We start from the raw sequence: 15,362 nt of genomic DNA, 5'->3' as shown, positions 1-15,362 counted from the left end.
GGCGCCGCTCGGCCCCTCCGCGCACGCCGCCGGGCCGAGCGACGGCGTCCGGCTCCAGGAACCGGGGAACGGTCCCGCGGACCTCAGCGGTCGAAGTCCAGCTCCACCCTCTCCGTCAGCGGATGCGACTGGCAGGCCAGCACGTACCCGGCCTCCGTCTCCTCCGTCTCCAGCGCGAAGTTGCGGTCCATGCGCACCTCGCCCGTGACCAGGAAGGCCCGGCAGGTACCGCACACCCCGCCCTTGCAGGCGTAGGGCGCGTCCGGCCGGTTGCGCAGCACCGTCTCCAGCAGCGACTCGCCCTCCCGCACCGGCCAGGTGCCGCCGCGGCCGTCGAGCCGCGCGGTGACGGTGCTGTGCGCGGGCGCCGGAGCCGCGGCCGCCGGGGCCGAACCCGCGTCCACGTGGAAGATCTCCTGGTGGATCCGGTCCCGGGCCACGCCCAGCTCGCGCAGCGCCTGCTCCGCGCCCCGCACCAGCCCGTACGGCCCGCACAGGAACCAGCCCGCCACCTCGTCCACCGGCAGCAGCGCGGGCAGCAGCCCGGTGAGCCGCTCCCGGTCGAGCCGGCCGGACGGCAGTCCCGCCTGCTGTTCCTCCCGGGAGAGCACGGTCACCAGCTGGAACCGCTCCGGGTAGCGGTCCTTGAGGTCGGCGACCTCCTCAAGGAACATCGTCGAGGCGGCCGTACGGTCGCTGCGTACCAGGCAGAACCGGGCCGCCGGCTCGCGCGCCAGCAGTGTGGCGACGATGGACAGCACCGGGGTGATGCCGCTGCCGCCGACGACCGCCGCGTACAGGCCCGGCGCCGGCTCCAGCGTGAAGCGGCCCGCCGGGGTCATCACCTCCAGCTCGTCCCCGACGTTGATCTCCTTCAGCGCGTACGCGGAGAAGGCCCCGCCCTCGACCAGCCGTACCCCCACCCGCAGGCTGTCCGGGCCCTCGCCGTCCGGGCCGGGGGCGGGGGAGCAGATCGAGTAGGTGCGGCGGATGTCCGTGCCGTCGACCCGGCGGCGCAGCGCGAGATGCTGGCCGGGCGCGTGGCGGTACTCCTCGCGCAGCCCGGGCGGGACGGAGAAGGTGAGGGCGACGGAGTCGTCGGTGATCCGGTCGACCGCGGCCACCGGGAGCAGGTGAAAGCGGGCCATTCACAGCTCCTTGAAGTGGTCGAACGGTTCCCGGCAGGCCAGGCAGCGACGCAGCGCCTTGCACGCGGTGGAGGAGAACCGGCTCAGCAGCTCGGTGTCGGCCGATCCGCAGTGCGGGCAGCGCAGGGGTTCGGCCGCGGTGTCCGTGGCGTGTGCGTCCTGGGCGGCCGATAGGGCGTGTGCGGTGTGCGGGGCGCGCGTGCGGGTCGGGCCGAGGGCCAGCGGCACCGGGCCGTCGCCGTGGCGTACGCGCGGGGGCGCGATGCCGAACTCCCTCAGCTTCTCGCGCCCTTCGGCAGTGATGTCGTCGGTGGACCAGGCGGGGCTGAGCACCGTGCGGACGGTGACCTCGCGCATGCCGTGGGCGCGCAGCACCCGTTCGATGTCGAGGCTCATCGCCTCGATGGCCGGGCAGCCGGTGTAGGTGGGGGTCAGGTCGACCTCCACCGTGTCGCCGTCGCCGCCGTGGACACGCACCGCGCGGAGCACGCCCAGTTCGCGCAGGGTGAGGACGGGCAGCTCGGGGTCGGGCACCGCGCCGGCCAGCTCCAGCAGCCGTTCCTCCAGGGCGGTGGCGGTCACCATGACGCCCCCGGATGGCTGCGGTGCAGGTGCTGCATCTCGGCGAGCATCCGGCCGAACGGCTCGGTGTGCACGCCCTGCCGGCCGGCGCCCGCCGACCATGCTCCGGTGCGCGGCCCCTGCGGGACCGGAAGGGTGGCCCGGCCGAGCACGTCGGTGACGGACTCCAGCCAGCTCTCCTCCAGGCGGGCCCAGTCGGCGGTCAGGCCCTCCACCGGCTGGAACATCTCGCCGGTGAACCGCCACAGCGCGTCACAGGCCCGGCGCATCCGCTCATGGCTGGTGTCGGTGCCGTCGCCGAGCCGCAGCGTCCACTGCTCGGCGTGGTCGCGGTGGTAGGCGACCTCCTTCACCGCCTTCGCGGCCAGCGGCGCGAAGGCGCCGTCGCCCGTGGCCAGTTCGGCGTAGAGCAGCTGCTGGTAGGTGGAGAAGTACAGCTGGCGGGCGATGGTGTGCGCGAAGTCGCCGTTCGGCTGCTCGACCAGCTGAAGGTTGCGGAAGGCGCGTTCCTCGCGCAGATAGGCCAGCTCGTCCTCGTCGCCGGCCAGGGACAGCAGCACCCGGGCCTGGCCGAGCAGGTCCAGCGCGATGTTGGCGAGGGCGACCTCCTCCTCCAGCACGGGGGCGTGCCCGGCCCACTCCCCCAGGCGGTGGGAGAGCACCAGGGCGTCGTCGCCGAGGGCGAGCGCGGCGGTCACCGGGACGGGGGCGGGGCCGGTGGCGGGGCGGGCCGCGGGGCCGGTGGCGGTCACAGGTGCTTCACCCCTTCCGGGATCTCGTAGAAGGTCGGGTGCCGGTAGGGCTTGTCGGCGGCCGGCTCGAAGAACGGGTCCTTCTCGTCCGGCGAGGACGCGGTGATCGATGCGGCCGGGACGACCCAGATCGAGACGCCCTCGCCGCGCCGGGTGTACAGGTCGCGGGCGTTGCGCAGGGCCATTTCGGCGTCGGGCGCGTGCAGGCTGCCGGCGTGGGTGTGGGAGAGGCCGCGCCGGGAGCGCACGAAGACCTCCCACAGGGGCCAGTCGGTGGTGCTCATGCTCGCGTCGCTCCCGTCCCACCGGCACCGCCGGTGTGCTTGGCCGCGTGGGCCGCGGCCGCTTCCCGTACCCACGCGCCCTCGTCGTGGGCGCGCCTGCGCTGGGTGATCCGCTGTTCGTTGCAGGGTCCGTTGCCCTTGAGGACCTCCCAGAACTCCGTCCAGTCGATCGGACCGAAGTCGTAGTGCCCCCGCTCCTCGTTCCACCGCAGCTCCGGGTCGGGGAGGGTGAGGCCCAGGGACTCGGCCTGCGGGACGCAGATGTCCACGAAGCGCTGGCGCAGCTCGTCGTTGGAGTGGCGCTTGATCTTCCACTCCATCGACTGCGCGGAGTGCTGGGACTCGTCGTCGGGCGGGCCGAACATCATCAGCGACGGCCACCACCAGCGGTTCACGGCGTCCTGCGCCATGGCGTGCTGCTCGGGGGTGCCCTTGCCGAGCGCCAGCAGCAGCTCGTAGCCCTGGCGCTGGTGGAAGGACTCCTCCTTGCAGATCCGCACCATCGCGCGGGCGTACGGCCCGTAGGAGCAGCGGCACAGGGGGACCTGGTTGGTGATCGCGGCGCCGTCCACCAGCCAGCCGATCGCACCGACGTCGGCCCAGGTCAGGGTGGGGTAGTTGAAGATCGAGGAGTACTTCTGGCGGCCGCTGTGCAGCTTGTCGAGCAGCTCGTCGCGGCTGGTGCCGAGGGTCTCGGCCGCGCTGTACAGGTACAGGCCGTGGCCGGCCTCGTCCTGGACCTTGGCCATCAGGATCGCCTTGCGGCGCAGGGAGGGCGCGCGGGTGATCCAGTTGGCCTCCGGCTGCATGCCGATGATCTCGGAGTGCGCGTGCTGGGCGATCTGCCTGACCAGGGTGGCGCGGTAGGCATCGGGCATCCAGTCGCGTGGTTCGATGCGTTCGTCGGCGGCCACGGCCGCGTCGAAGGCGCGCTGGTGGTCCGTCGTGCCGGCGGTGTCCGGCGTGCCGTCCGCCTCGGTGCCGGCCGTGCGCTGCGCGGCTGCTGTGGCCATGCGGTCCCCCTGACCTCGGGCTCTGCGGTGAACTCTGTCCGGTCCGTACGTCCCGGCCGAAGTCCCGACCGATCGTTCGGTTCGTGCGTAGTCCATGGTGTGCCGGGCCGCTGTGGGTGTCAACCGCTGTGGAAAACCCCGCCCACAGCCTGTGGACGAGGCGGGCGTGGTGCGGCAGGCCGTACCCGCGGCCCCGGGCCGGGGCCGTGTCCGTGGCGAGGACCACCACGGTCGGCCCGTACCCGGGGCTGCGCCCGGGGCCCGGGGCTGAGTACCGTTCCGTGCGAGCGCCCAGACGTGGCGCTCGTGCACCGTGCGACGCCTGAGACCGCGTCGCGCTCCCGCGCACCCCGCTCAGCCGACCGACTGGGCCGGGCCGCCGGGCCGCACGACCGACCAGCCACACGAGCCGAAACGGGGGACGGGACGCGATGGACGCGTACGACGAGGACTCGCGGGGTCCGCAGGGCCCGGACGGGCCGCCCGGGACGCGTCTCCCGGACGGACCCGCGCAGCCGCCGCCCGCGCCGCCCACCGACGTGCCCGGACCCCGCACCGGCCTCGCCGCGCTCTCCCCCGGCTACCAGGCCGGTGCCGCGCTGGCGCTCGCCGTCGTCGCCGTGGCCGCCTGTGTGCACCTGCTGATGGTCTTCCTCAGCCTCGCGCCCGCGAACACCGTGACCAAACAGCACGGCAAGGCGATAGAGGAGTGGGTCTACCCGGAGTTCGAGCAGAACTGGAAGCTGTTCGCCCCGAACCCGCTGCAGCAGAACATCGCCGTCCAGGTCCGCGCCGAGGTGCGGATGCGGGACGGGGACCTGCGCACCACCGGGTGGACCGACCTGTCCGCCCAGGACGGCGCCGCCATCGACGGCAACCTGGCGCCCAGCCACACCCAGCAGAACGAGCTGCGCCGGGCCTGGGACTTCTTCACCGCCACCCACGCCGCCGACAACCGTCCCGTCGGCCTGCGCGGGTCGCTGTCCGAGCAGTACCTGCGCCGGATCGCGGTGATGCGCCTGTACCGGGACGATCCGACGAGCCGGGAAGGCGTGATACAGCGCGTGCAGATCCGTTCCAGCACCACCAATGTGCAGCCGCCGTCGTGGAGCCGTGAGCGGGTCTCCGACAAGCCCGTCCTGCGCCTGCTGCCCTGGTGGTCCGTGACCGCCGACGAGGCCGCCGGAGGTGTGCGGTGAACCGTCCCTCCCTGACGCTGTCGCGCGGCATCGCCCGGGTCACCGGGGCGGCCCTCGGGCCCTACCAGAGCGCCGTGATCCGGATCGGCTTCGCCGGGACCTGGCTGCTGTTCCTGCTGCGTGAGTTCCCCCACCGCCAGGAGCTGTACGGCCCCTCCGGGCCGTGGGGCTTCAACCTCGCCAGGCAGCTGACCGCCGACAACCACGCCTTCACGGCGCTGCTCTGGTCCGACGGGCGGCTCTGGTTCGAGTGCTGCTACGCGCTGGCCGTCCTCGCCAGCGCGGCCCTCCTGCTCGGCTGGCGCACCCGGACCGCGTCCGTGCTGTTCATGGTGGGCGTGCTGTCGCTGCAGAACCGCAGCGTGTTCGTCGGCGACGGCGGCGACAACGTCCTGCACCTGATGGCCATCTACCTGGTGTTCACGCGCTGCGGCCAGGTCTGGTCCCTCGACGCGCGGCGCGCGGCCGACGCCGCGGCGGCGCGCGCGGGGGGCGAGCGGTCGCCCGCCGACCGGGTGGGGCCGGTGCTGTGGGCGGTGCTCGGACTGGCGCTGGGCACGGCGACGGTGACCGGCCGGTTCGACAACGGGTGGCTGATCCAGGCGCTGCTGTGGACGGCCTGGGCCGGGCTCGGCCTGTGGTGGGTCACCGGGCGCCGGGAGGCATGGCGGCAGCCACGGATGCTGCTGGACGTCATCGCGAACGTCCTGCACAACGGTGCCCTCGTCGTGATCATGGCCGAGGCCTGTCTGATCTACGCCACGGCCGGCTGGTACAAGATCCAGGGCTCGCGCTGGCAGGACGGCACCGCCGTGTACTACCCGCTCCACCTGGACTACTTCTCGCCCTGGCCCGGCCTCGCCGACCTGATGTCGTCCAGCGGCACGATCATGATGATCGTGGCCTACGGGACCGTCATGGTGCAGGTCGCCTTCCCGTTCACCCTGTTCAACCGACGGGTCAAGAACGTCCTGCTGGTGCTGATGATGACCGAGCACGCCGTGATCGCGGTCGTCCTCGGACTGCCGTTCTTCTCACTGGCGATGATCACCGCCGACGCGGTCTTCCTGCCGACGTCCTTCCTGCGCCGGCTGGGCGATCTGGCGGCCCGCGCGCGGGGGCGGTTCGCCCGGCACGGAGGCCGTACGGTGCCCGCTCCGCGCTCCTCGGAGGAGAGCGCGGCGGACCACGTAGGGTTCACCGCATGAGCGACCCGCTGAGCCGCTGGCGCGCGCACGCGGACACCGCCGTGCTGCTCGACGGCTTCCACGCCCTGAAGCACGCGCTGCGCTTCGGGGCCGAGGTGCCGGTCGCGGTCACCACGGACCGGCGCGCCGCCCTGGCCCTCGCCGAGGAGCTGGCCGGGGACGTGCGCGACACCCTGGACGCCCTCCTCGTGGAGGTGTCCGGCCAGGAGTACGCCTCGCTCGTCCCGCGCCCCCATCCGACCGGTGTGGCCGCCCTCGCGGTACGGCCGTCCCGCGAGGCCAACCTGCGCGCGCTCGCGCGCACGCCCCGCACCGCGCCCGTCGTCGTCCTGGACAACCCCCGCAACCTGGGCAACGCCGGTGCCGTGATCCGGCTGGCCGCCGGTTTCGGGGCGACCGGTGTGGTCACCACGGGCACGCTCGACCCCTGGCACCCCACCGTGGTGCGCGGCGGCGCGGGCCTGCACTTCGCCACCGCCGTCGAGCGCCTCGGCACGGACGAACTGCCCGCCGGGCCGCTGTTCGCCCTCGACCCGGAGGGCGAGGACATCCGCGGCACGAGGCTGCCCGACGACGCCGTGCTGGCCTTCGGCTCGGAACGCTCCGGACTGTCACCGGAACTGCGCTCCCGGGCCGACCATCTGCTGCGCCTCCCGATGCGCCCCCAGGTCTCCAGCTACAACCTGGCCACCAGCGTGGCGATGACGCTGTACCACTGGAGCGCGACCGGCACCGTGCGCGGCGCCTAGGGGTCTCTCGTCCGGATCATGCCGGGCCGGCGGGGTCTGGCACCGCGCCTCGCCGCGTTGTCGTCGGTCGCCTTGGCGCCGCGATGGCGTCCTCCTGCGCCGTGCGACGCACGGCACCGGGCCCCGCTCCCCGATCCGGCCTGATCCCAACGGAAGACCTAGGCCTCCCGGCGCACCTCCACCACGCGGAAGCGGTTGGCGACGAACGCGCCGTCGGTGAGGGCCGCGTTGGCCGCCGGGTTGCCGCCCGAGCCGTGGAAGTCGGAGAACGCGGCCGTCTGGTTGACGTAGACCCCGCCCGTCAGGTTGAGGGAGAGCTGGGCCGCCTCCTCCAGGCAGACCTCCTCGACGGCGCGTTCGGTCCCGGCGTCCGTGGTGTAGGCGCCGACCGTCATCGCACCCTTCTCGCGGACCGTGCGGCGCAGCAGCTCGACCGCGTCCGTCACCGAGTCGACGGCGACGGCGAAGGAGACCGGGCCGAAGCACTCGCTCATGTACGCGGCCTCGTCGTCCGGCTTGGCGCCGTCCAGCTTCACGATGACCGGGGTGCGGACCACCGCGCCCGGGAACTCCGGGTTGGTGACCTCGCGGGAGGCGAGGGCGACCTCGCCGAGACCGGCCGCGGCCTCCAGACGGGCCTTGACGTCCGGGTTGACGATCGCGCCCAGCAGCGCGTTGGCCCGCGCGTCGTCACCGAGCAGACCGTCGACCGCGCGGGCGAGGTCGGCGGTGACCTCGTCGAACGACTTGGGGCCCTGGTCGGTGGTGATGCCGTCGCGGGGGATGAGCAGGTTCTGCGGGGTAGTGCACATCTGGCCGCTGTACAGGGACAGCGAGAACGCCAGGTTGGACAGCATGCCCTTGTAGTCGTCCGTCGAGTGCACGAGCACCGTGTTGACGCCGGCCTTCTCCGTGTAGACCTGCGCCTGGCGGGCGTTGGCCTCCAGCCAGTCGCCGAAGGACGTCGACCCGGTGTAGTCGATGATCTTGATCTCGGGGCGGGTGGCGAGTGTCTTCGCGATGCCCTCGCCGGGGCGCTCGGCGGCCAGCGCCACCAGGTTCGGGTCGAAGCCCGCTGCGGCCAGCACCTCCCGGGCGGCCTGGACGGTCAGCGCCAGCGGCAGCATCGCGCGCGGGTGCGGCTTGACCAGGACCGCGTTGCCGGTGGCCAGCGAGGCGAACAGGCCCGGGTAGCCGTTCCAGGTCGGGAAGGTGTTGCACCCGATGACCAGGCCGATGCCGCGCGGGACCGCGGTGAACCGCTTGGTGAGGACCAGCGGGTCGCGCTTGCCCTGCGGCTTGGTCCACTCCGCCGTCCGCGGGGTGCGGACCTGCTCCGCGTACGCGTACGCCACGGCCTCGAGGCCGCGGTCCTGGGCGTGCGGGCCGCCCGCCTGGAACGCCATCATGAACGCCTGCCCGCTGGTGTGCATGACGGCGTGCGCGAACTCGTGCGTCCGGTCGCTGATCCGCTTGAGGATCTCCAGACAGACCACCGCCCGGACCTCCGGGCCCGCGTCCCGCCAGGCCCGCTGCCCGGCCCGCATGGCCGGGAGCAGCACGTCGAGGTCCGCGTGCGGGTACGTCACGCCCAGCTCGACGCCGTACGGCGAGACCTCGCCGCCCACCCAGTCGTCCGTGCCGGGCTGGCCCAGGTCGAGGCGGGTGCCCAGCACGGCGTCGAAGGCGGCCTTGCCCGCGGCGGCGTCCAGGCTTCCGCCCTCGCCGTAGGCCTTGGGGTGCTCGGGGTGCGGGGACCAGTAGGCGCGGGTGCGGATGGCCTCCAGGGCCTGGTCGAGCGTCGGCCGGTGTTTCTCGATCAGCTCGGGCGCGGTCAGTTCGGCGGCCATGCGGGACCAACTCCTCGTCTGGAGAACTCGTCGTCGAGTTCGGACCTGGCAGAAAGAGCAGCGGGATGGGACGGTCAGAGCTAGAGTAACCGAACGATCGGTCGGTACAAGGGGGTCCGCCGCATCTGTGGAAAACCCCGTGCGGGAGGATCGCGCACATGACAGGACTCGACCTCAGCAGCCCCGTGGCCGTCGTCGGCACCGGCACCATGGGCCAGGGCATCGCCCAGGTCGCGCTGGTCGCCGGGCACCCCGTGCGGCTCTACGACGCCGCACCCGGGCGGGCCCGGGAGGCGGCCGAAGCGATCGGCGCCCGGCTCGACCGGCTCGTGGCCAAGGACCGGCTCACCGCAGCCGGCCGCGACGCCGCCCTCGCCCGCCTGGAGCCCGTGGACAGCCTCGAGGAGCTGGCCGACTGCGGGCTGGTCGTGGAGGCCGTCCTGGAACGGCTGGACGTCAAGCAGCGGATCTTCGGCGAGCTGGAGGAGATAGTCGCCGAGGACTGCCTGCTCGCCACCAACACCTCCTCGCTGTCGGTGACGGCCGTCGGCGGCGTCCTGCGCCACCCCGGCCGCTTCGTCGGCCTGCACTTCTTCAATCCGGCGCCGCTGCTGCCGCTGGTCGAGGTGGTCTCCGGGTTCGCCACCGACGTCACGTCGGCCACGCGCGCGTACGAGACCGCCCGCGCCTGGGGCAAGACCCCGGTGGCCTGTGCGGACACCCCCGGCTTCATCGTCAACCGCATCGCCCGGCCGTTCTACGCGGAGGCGTTCGCCGTCCTGGAGGCCCAGGCCGCCGACCCCGCCACCATCGACGCGGTGCTGCGGGAGTGCGGCGGCTTCAAGATGGGCGCGTTCGAGCTGACCGACCTGATCGGCCAGGACGTCAACGAGTCCGTCACCCACTCGGTGTGGCAGTCCTTCTTCCAGGACGCGCGCTTCACGCCCTCGCTCGCGCAGCGCCGGCTGGTGGAGTCCGGACGGCTCGGCCGCAAGAGCGGGCGCGGCTGGTACGACTACGCGGACGGCGCCGAGCGGCCCGAGCCGCACACCGCCGACAAGGAACAGCCGCCCGCCTACGTCGTCGCGGAGGGCGACCTGGGCCCGGCCGCCGGCCTGCTGGCGATGATCCGCGAGGCCGGCATCCCGGTCCGCGAGGAGGACGAGGACAACGGCACCCGCCTGGTGCTGCCCAGCGGCGGCCAGCTGGCCCTCGCCGACGGCCAGACCTCCGTGGAGTTCCGCGACGTCGTCTTCTTCGACCTCGCCCTGGACTACCGCGAGGCCACCCGCATCGCCCTGTCCACCGCCCAGGACACCCTGCCGCAGACCCTCGCCGAGGCCACCGGCCTCTTCCAAGCGCTCGGCAAGGACGTCAGCGTCATCGGCGACGTCCCCGGCATGATCGTCGCCCGCACGGTCGCCCGCATCATCGACCTCGCGCACGACGCCGTCGCCAAGGGCGTCGCCACCGAGGAGGACATCGACACCGCGATGCGCCTCGGCGTCAACTACCCGCTCGGCCCCTTCGAGTGGAGCCGCGGCCTGCCCCGTGCCTGGGCCCACGAACTGCTGGACGAGCTGCACGAACGCGAGCCCTCCGGCCGCTACGCGCCTTCCCTGGCGCTGTACCGCCACTCGTACGCCCAGGACAAACGGGAGGGCACCTCATGACCACGGCCAGGCGCGACACCTACACCCCCGAGACGCTGCTTACCGTCGCCGTCCGCGTCTTCAACGAGCGCGGCTACGACGGCACCTCCATGGAGCACCTGTCCCAGGCGGCCGGCATCTCCAAGTCGTCGATATACCACCACGTCAGCGGCAAGGAGGAGCTGCTGCGCCGGGCCGTCAGCCGGGCCCTGGACGGTCTGTTCGCCATCCTGGACGAGGAGCACGCGCGCGTGGGCCCCCCGGCCGCACGGCTGGAGCACGTCGTGCGCCGCATGGTCGAGGTGCTCATAGCCGAGCTGCCCTATGTGACGCTGCTGCTGCGCGTGCGCGGCAACACCGAGACCGAGCGCTGGGCGCTGGAGCGGCGCCGCGACTTCGACCACCGGGTCGCCGAGCTGCTGAAGGCGGCGGCGGCCGAGGGGGACGTGCGCGGCGACGTGGAGGTCCGCCTGGCCACCCGGCTGGTCTTCGGGATGATCAACTCCATCGTGGAGTGGTACCGGCCGGACGCGCGGGGCGCGAGCGGCCAGGAGGTGGCCGACGCCGTCGTCAGGCTGGTCTTCTCGGGGCTGCGCCAGGACTGACCTCAGTCCTCCGGCTCCAGGTCCTCCTCCTCGAACACCAGCAGGGTGCGGGTGCTGAGCACCTCGGGGATCGCCTGGAGCCGGGTCAGCACCAGCTCGCGCAGCGCCCGGTTGTCGGGCGTGTGCACCAGCAGCAGCACGTCGAAGTCGCCGCCCACCAGAGCGATGTGGGAGGCGCCGGGCAGCTGCCTGAGCTGCTCGCGGACCGTGCGCCAGCTGTTCTGGACGATCTTCAGCGTGATGTACGCCGAGGTGCCGTGGCCCGCGCGTTCGTGGTCCACGCGGGCGCTGAAGCCCCGGATCACCCCGTCCTCGACGAGCCGGTTGATGCGCGCGTAGGCGTTGGCGCGCGAGACGTGGACGCGCTCGGCGACCGACCGTATCGAGGCCCGGCCGTCCGCCTGGAGGATCTTCAGGATGTCCTGGTCGATGGCGTCCAGCGGGCGCGGCGGCGGCGCCGCGCCGTCCTGCGGCCCGGCGGCCATTTGTTCAGCTCGCATGTCCCCCCGCTTCCTCGCCGTGGACGTCCTGCGGTCATTCCAGGTTGTGGAGAACCGTTTGTCCACAGCCTGGGGGCACCTGTAGCCAAAATGTGTCGGCGACCGAACAATCGGTTGGTGAGGCGGGTCACAGGCGACGCGCCTCCCGTAGCCACTCCCACGAGGAGGTGCCGTCATGACGGTTCTGGAGCAGCGGGGCGCGTACCGGCCATCGCCGCCGCCCGCCTGGCAGCCCCGTATGGACGCCGCGCCGCTGCTGCCCGACGCCGAGCCCTACCGCGTCCTCGGCACCGAGGCGGCCGGCAAGGCCGACCCCGGACTGCTGCGGCGGCTGTACGCCGAGCTGGTCCGCGGGCGCCGGTACAACACGCAGGCCACCGCCCTCACCAAGCAGGGCAGGCTCGCCGTCTACCCGTCCAGCACCGGCCAGGAGGCCTGCGAGATCGCCGCCGCCCTGGCGCTGGAGGAGCGCGACTGGCTCTTCCCCAGCTACCGCGACACGCTCGCCGTCGTCGCCCGGGGCGTGGACCCCGCCGAGGCGCTCACCCTGCTGCGCGGCGACTGGCACAGCGGCTACGACCCCTACGCCCACCGGGTGGCCCCGCTGAGCACCCCGCTCGCCACCCAACTGCCGCACGCCGTCGGCCTCGCCCACGCCGCCCGGCTCAAGGGCGACGACGTGGTCGCGCTGGCCATGGTCGGCGACGGCGGCACCAGCGAGGGCGACTTCCACGAGGCGCTGAACTTCGCCGCCGTCTGGCAGGCACCGGTCGTCTTCCTGGTGCAGAACAACGGCTTCGCCATCTCCGTGCCGCTCGCCAAGCAGACCGCCGCGCCCTCCCTGGCCCACAAGGCCGTCGGGTACGGCATGCCGGGCCGGCTGGTCGACGGCAACGACGCCGCGGCCGTGCACGAGGTGCTCAGCGACGCCGTGCGGCACGCGCGCGCGGGCGGCGGCCCGACCCTGGTGGAAGCCGTGACGTACCGCGTCGACGCCCACACCAACGCCGACGACGCCACCCGCTACCGCGGCGAGGACGAGATCGCCGCCTGGCGCGCACACGACCCGATCGAGCTGCTGGAACGCGAACTGACCGCGCGCGGGCTGCTGGACGACGCCGGCGTCGAGGCGGCCCGTCAGGACGCCGAGACCATGGCCGCGGCCCTGCGGGAACGCATGAACCGGGACCCCGAGCTGAACCCCATGGACCTCTTCGACCACGTCTACGCCGAGACCACCTCCCAGCTGCGCGAGCAGCGCGCCCTGCTGCGGGCCGAGCTGGAGGCCGAGCAGGAGCAGTACGGCGAGCCCGGCGGCCCGGAAGGCGGCGCCCGATGACCACCGTCGCCGTCAAGCCCGCCACCATGGCGCAGGCCCTCACGCGCGCGATGCGCGACGCGATGGCCGCCGACCCCACCGTGCACGTCATGGGCGAGGACGTCGGCACCCTCGGCGGGGTCTTCCGGGTCACCGACGGGCTCGCCAAGGAGTTCGGCGAGGACCGCTGCACCGACACTCCCCTCGCCGAGGCCGGCATCCTCGGCACCGCCGTCGGCATGGCCATGTACGGCCTCCGGCCCGTGGTGGAGATGCAGTTCGACGCCTTCGCCTACCCGGCGTTCGAGCAGCTGGTCAGCCACGTCTCCCGGATGCGCAACCGCACGCGTGGCAGGATGCCCCTGCCCATCACCGTCCGCATCCCCTACGGCGGCGGCATCGGCGGTGTCGAGCACCACAGCGACTCCTCCGAGGCCTACTACATGGCGACCCCGGGGCTCCACGTCGTCACCCCCGCCACCGTCGCCGACGCCTACGGGCTGCTGCGCCAGGCCATCGCCTCCGACGACCCGGTCGTCTTCCTGGAGCCCAAGCGGCTGTACTGGTCGAAGGACAGCTGGAACCCCGAGCAGCCGACGCAGGTCGAGCCCATCAGCCGCGCCGTGGTCCGCCGGACCGGCCGCAGCGCCACGCTCATCACCTACGGCCCCTCGCTGCCGGTCTGCCTGGAGGCCGCCGAGGCCGCCCAGGCCGAGGGCTGGGACCTGGAGGTCGTCGACCTGCGCTCCCTGGTGCCGTTCGACGACGACACGGTCTGCGCGTCCGTCCGGCGCACCGGCCGCGCCGTCGTCGTCCACGAATCCACCGGGTTCGGCGGGCCGGGCGGCGAGATCGCGGCCCGCGTCACCGAGCGCTGCTTCCACCACCTGGAGGCGCCGGTGCTGCGCGTGGCCGGGTTCGACCTCCCCTATCCGCCGCCCATGCTGGAGCGGCACCACCTGCCCGGCGTCGACCGCATCCTGGACGCCGTGGCCCGGCTGCAGTGGGAGGCCGAGGGCTGATGGCTCAGGTGCTGGAGTTCAAGCTGCCCGACCTCGGTGAAGGGCTCACCGAGGCGGAGATCGTCCGCTGGCTGGTCCAGGTCGGTGACGTGGTCGCCGTGGACCAGCCGGTGGTCGAGGTCGAGACGGCCAAGGCGATGGTCGAGGTGCCCTGCCCGTACGGCGGCGTGGTCACCGCCCGGTTCGGCGAGGAGGGCACCGAGCTGCCCGTCGGCGCCCCGCTGCTGACGGTGGCCGTGGGCGAGCGGGAACCGGAGCCGGAGGGCTCAGGCAACGTCCTGGTGGGCTACGGCACCCAGGCCCCGGCGGCCCGCCGGCGCCGGGTGCGGGCCACCACGGGCACGGTCGACGGACAGGGCGTCCGGCGCGCGGCCGACGGCGGCGGGCGGGCGACGGCGAGCGGGGCCCCGGCGGACGGGCGGGCCGTCCGGCGTGGGACCGCCCGCGCGGACGCCCAGGCTCCCGCGCGCGTGGCCGCGCCGGCGGTGGCGCAGGCACACGCCTTCACGGCCGACACCCCGGCGTCTCCCGCCTCCGCGAGCACCACCCCCGCCGCTCCAGTCGAGGGCCCGGTCCCCGTGATCTCCCCCCTCGTGCGCAAGCTCGCCCGCGACAACGGCGTGGACCTGCGGCGGCTGAACGGGTCGGGGCCGGACGGGCTCATCCTGCGCGCGGACGTGGAGAACGCGCTGCGCGCCGAGGCGGCACCGGTCCGTACGGCCGGGGAGCCTGCCGCCGAGGAGCCGGCCGTGCGGGCCCCCGCGGCGCCCCTCGCGCAGGGCGGCGGGACCCGCATCCCGCTCAAGGGCGTGCGCGGCGCCGTCGCCGACAAGCTCTCCCGCAGCCGCCGGGAGATCCCGGACGCGACCTGCTGGGTCGACGCCGACGCGACGGAACTCATGCGCGCCCGCACCGCGATGAACGCGGCCGGAGGTCCGAAGATCTCCCTGCTCGCTCTGCTCGCCCGCATCTGCACGGCCGGCCTCGCCCGGTTCCCCGAGCTGAACTCCTTCGTCGACACCGAGGCCCGCGAGGTCGTCCGGCTCGACCAGGTCCACCTCGGGTTCGCCGCGCAGACGGAGCGCGGCCTGGTCGTGCCGGTCGTCCGGGACGCCCACGCGCGCGACGCCGAGTCGCTGACCGCCGAGTTCGCCCGGCTCACCGAGGCGGCCCGCACCGGGACGCTGACCCCCGGGGAACTCACCGGCGGGACGTTCACGCTGAACAACTACGGCGTCTTCGGCGTCGACGGCTCCACCCCGATCATCAACCACCCCGAGGCGGCCATGCTCGGCGTCGGCCGCATCGTCCCCAAGCCGTGGGTGCACGAGGGCGAACTGGCCGTGCGCCAGGTCGTCCAGCTCTCGCTCACCTTCGACCACCGGGTCTGCGACGGCGGCACGGCGGGCGGCTTCCTGCGGTTCGTGGCGGACTGCGTGGAACAGCCGGCGGTACTGCTGCGCACCCTGTGAGCCACGGC

At 73.4% G+C, this 15,362-nt stretch carries 15 protein-coding genes; 8 read left to right on the top strand and 7 right to left on the bottom strand.

The window, feature by feature from the left end; genetic code table 11:
* Positions 1-83: 83 nt before the first annotated feature.
* The 5 genes from LG395_RS05510 to paaA are packed head-to-tail and all read right to left on the bottom strand — an operon-like array spanning position 84 to position 3,779.
* Positions 84-1,148, bottom strand: a complete 1,065-nt coding sequence (locus LG395_RS05510; protein WP_225808642.1) for a 2Fe-2S iron-sulfur cluster-binding protein — start codon at positions 1,146-1,148, stop codon at positions 84-86.
* The gene (gene paaD / locus LG395_RS05505; protein WP_225808641.1) at positions 1,149-1,733 is read right to left on the bottom strand and encodes a 1,2-phenylacetyl-CoA epoxidase subunit PaaD; all 585 of its coding nucleotides are present in this window, start codon (positions 1,731-1,733) and stop codon (positions 1,149-1,151) included.
* Entirely contained in the window at positions 1,727-2,482 is a 756-nt protein-coding gene (gene paaC / locus LG395_RS05500; RefSeq protein ID WP_225808640.1) for a 1,2-phenylacetyl-CoA epoxidase subunit PaaC, read from the bottom strand. Before paaC ends, paaD begins: the two co-directional genes overlap by 7 nt.
* Positions 2,479-2,766 (bottom strand): 1,2-phenylacetyl-CoA epoxidase subunit PaaB, encoded by a 288-nt coding sequence (paaB, locus tag LG395_RS05495; RefSeq protein WP_171154589.1) that lies wholly within the window; start codon positions 2,764-2,766, stop codon positions 2,479-2,481. Before paaB ends, paaC begins: the two co-directional genes overlap by 4 nt.
* Positions 2,763-3,779, bottom strand: a complete 1,017-nt coding sequence (gene paaA / locus LG395_RS05490) for a 1,2-phenylacetyl-CoA epoxidase subunit PaaA (protein WP_225808639.1) — start codon at positions 3,777-3,779, stop codon at positions 2,763-2,765. Before paaA ends, paaB begins: the two co-directional genes overlap by 4 nt.
* A gap of 431 nt (positions 3,780-4,210) precedes the next feature.
* Between paaA and LG395_RS05485 the strand changes: the two genes are divergently transcribed.
* Genes LG395_RS05485 through LG395_RS05475 form a run of 3 tightly spaced genes read left to right on the top strand, consistent with a single transcriptional unit; the run spans position 4,211 to position 6,935 of the window.
* Positions 4,211-4,978 carry a DUF5819 family protein gene (locus tag LG395_RS05485; RefSeq protein ID WP_225808638.1) on the top strand — a complete coding sequence of 256 codons (768 nt, stop codon included), beginning with the start codon at positions 4,211-4,213 and terminating at the stop codon, positions 4,976-4,978.
* Entirely contained in the window at positions 4,975-6,186 is a 1,212-nt protein-coding gene (locus LG395_RS05480) for an HTTM domain-containing protein (RefSeq protein WP_225808637.1), read from the top strand. The genes LG395_RS05485 and LG395_RS05480 overlap by 4 nt, the downstream gene beginning before the upstream one ends.
* Positions 6,183-6,935, top strand: coding sequence for a TrmH family RNA methyltransferase (locus LG395_RS05475; protein ID WP_225808636.1), 753 nt, complete (start codon positions 6,183-6,185; stop codon positions 6,933-6,935). The genes LG395_RS05480 and LG395_RS05475 overlap by 4 nt, the downstream gene beginning before the upstream one ends.
* Positions 6,936-7,093: 158 nt before the next feature.
* On the opposite strand, the gene paaN is transcribed toward LG395_RS05475, so the two are convergent.
* Positions 7,094-8,785, bottom strand: a complete 1,692-nt coding sequence (gene paaN, locus LG395_RS05470) for a phenylacetic acid degradation protein PaaN (protein WP_225808635.1) — start codon at positions 8,783-8,785, stop codon at positions 7,094-7,096.
* 158 nt (positions 8,786-8,943) lie between these two features.
* Between paaN and LG395_RS05465 the strand changes: the two genes are divergently transcribed.
* Positions 8,944-10,458, top strand: coding sequence for a 3-hydroxyacyl-CoA dehydrogenase (locus LG395_RS05465; protein WP_225808634.1), 1,515 nt, complete (start codon positions 8,944-8,946; stop codon positions 10,456-10,458).
* Positions 10,455-11,042 (top strand): TetR/AcrR family transcriptional regulator, encoded by a 588-nt coding sequence (locus tag LG395_RS05460; RefSeq protein WP_171154575.1) that lies wholly within the window; start codon positions 10,455-10,457, stop codon positions 11,040-11,042. Before LG395_RS05465 ends, LG395_RS05460 begins: the two co-directional genes overlap by 4 nt.
* A 2-nt stretch (positions 11,043-11,044) precedes the next feature.
* Here the strand turns inward: LG395_RS05460 and LG395_RS05455 are convergent, their stop codons facing one another.
* Complete coding sequence (locus LG395_RS05455; RefSeq protein WP_171159880.1) at positions 11,045-11,527, bottom strand: Lrp/AsnC family transcriptional regulator; 483 nt, start codon at positions 11,525-11,527, stop codon at positions 11,045-11,047.
* Between the two features lie 190 nt (positions 11,528-11,717).
* Here LG395_RS05455 and pdhA point away from each other — a divergent pair, with 190 nt between their 5' ends.
* From pdhA to LG395_RS05440, 3 genes are read left to right on the top strand one after another with little or no spacing between them, the layout of a single operon-like run.
* Positions 11,718-12,881: a pyruvate dehydrogenase (acetyl-transferring) E1 component subunit alpha gene (pdhA, locus tag LG395_RS05450; protein WP_225808633.1), complete on the top strand. Its 1,164-nt coding sequence runs from the start codon at positions 11,718-11,720 to the stop codon at positions 12,879-12,881.
* Positions 12,878-13,882, top strand: a complete 1,005-nt coding sequence (locus LG395_RS05445; RefSeq protein ID WP_225808632.1) for an alpha-ketoacid dehydrogenase subunit beta — start codon at positions 12,878-12,880, stop codon at positions 13,880-13,882. Before pdhA ends, LG395_RS05445 begins: the two co-directional genes overlap by 4 nt.
* Positions 13,882-15,354: a dihydrolipoamide acetyltransferase family protein gene (locus LG395_RS05440; protein WP_225808631.1), complete on the top strand. Its 1,473-nt coding sequence runs from the start codon at positions 13,882-13,884 to the stop codon at positions 15,352-15,354. The genes LG395_RS05445 and LG395_RS05440 overlap by 1 nt, the downstream gene beginning before the upstream one ends.
* The last annotated feature ends 8 nt before the right edge of the window (positions 15,355-15,362 follow it).

Origin of the sequence: Streptomyces spinosus (assembly GCF_020400655.1) — a bacterium.
In the GTDB taxonomy this organism is placed as follows: Bacteria; Actinomycetota; Actinomycetes; order Streptomycetales; family Streptomycetaceae; genus Streptomyces; species Streptomyces argyrophylli.
The sequence above is the reverse complement of the archived record's forward strand: the minus strand, read 5'-3'. Positions and strand labels throughout refer to the sequence as shown.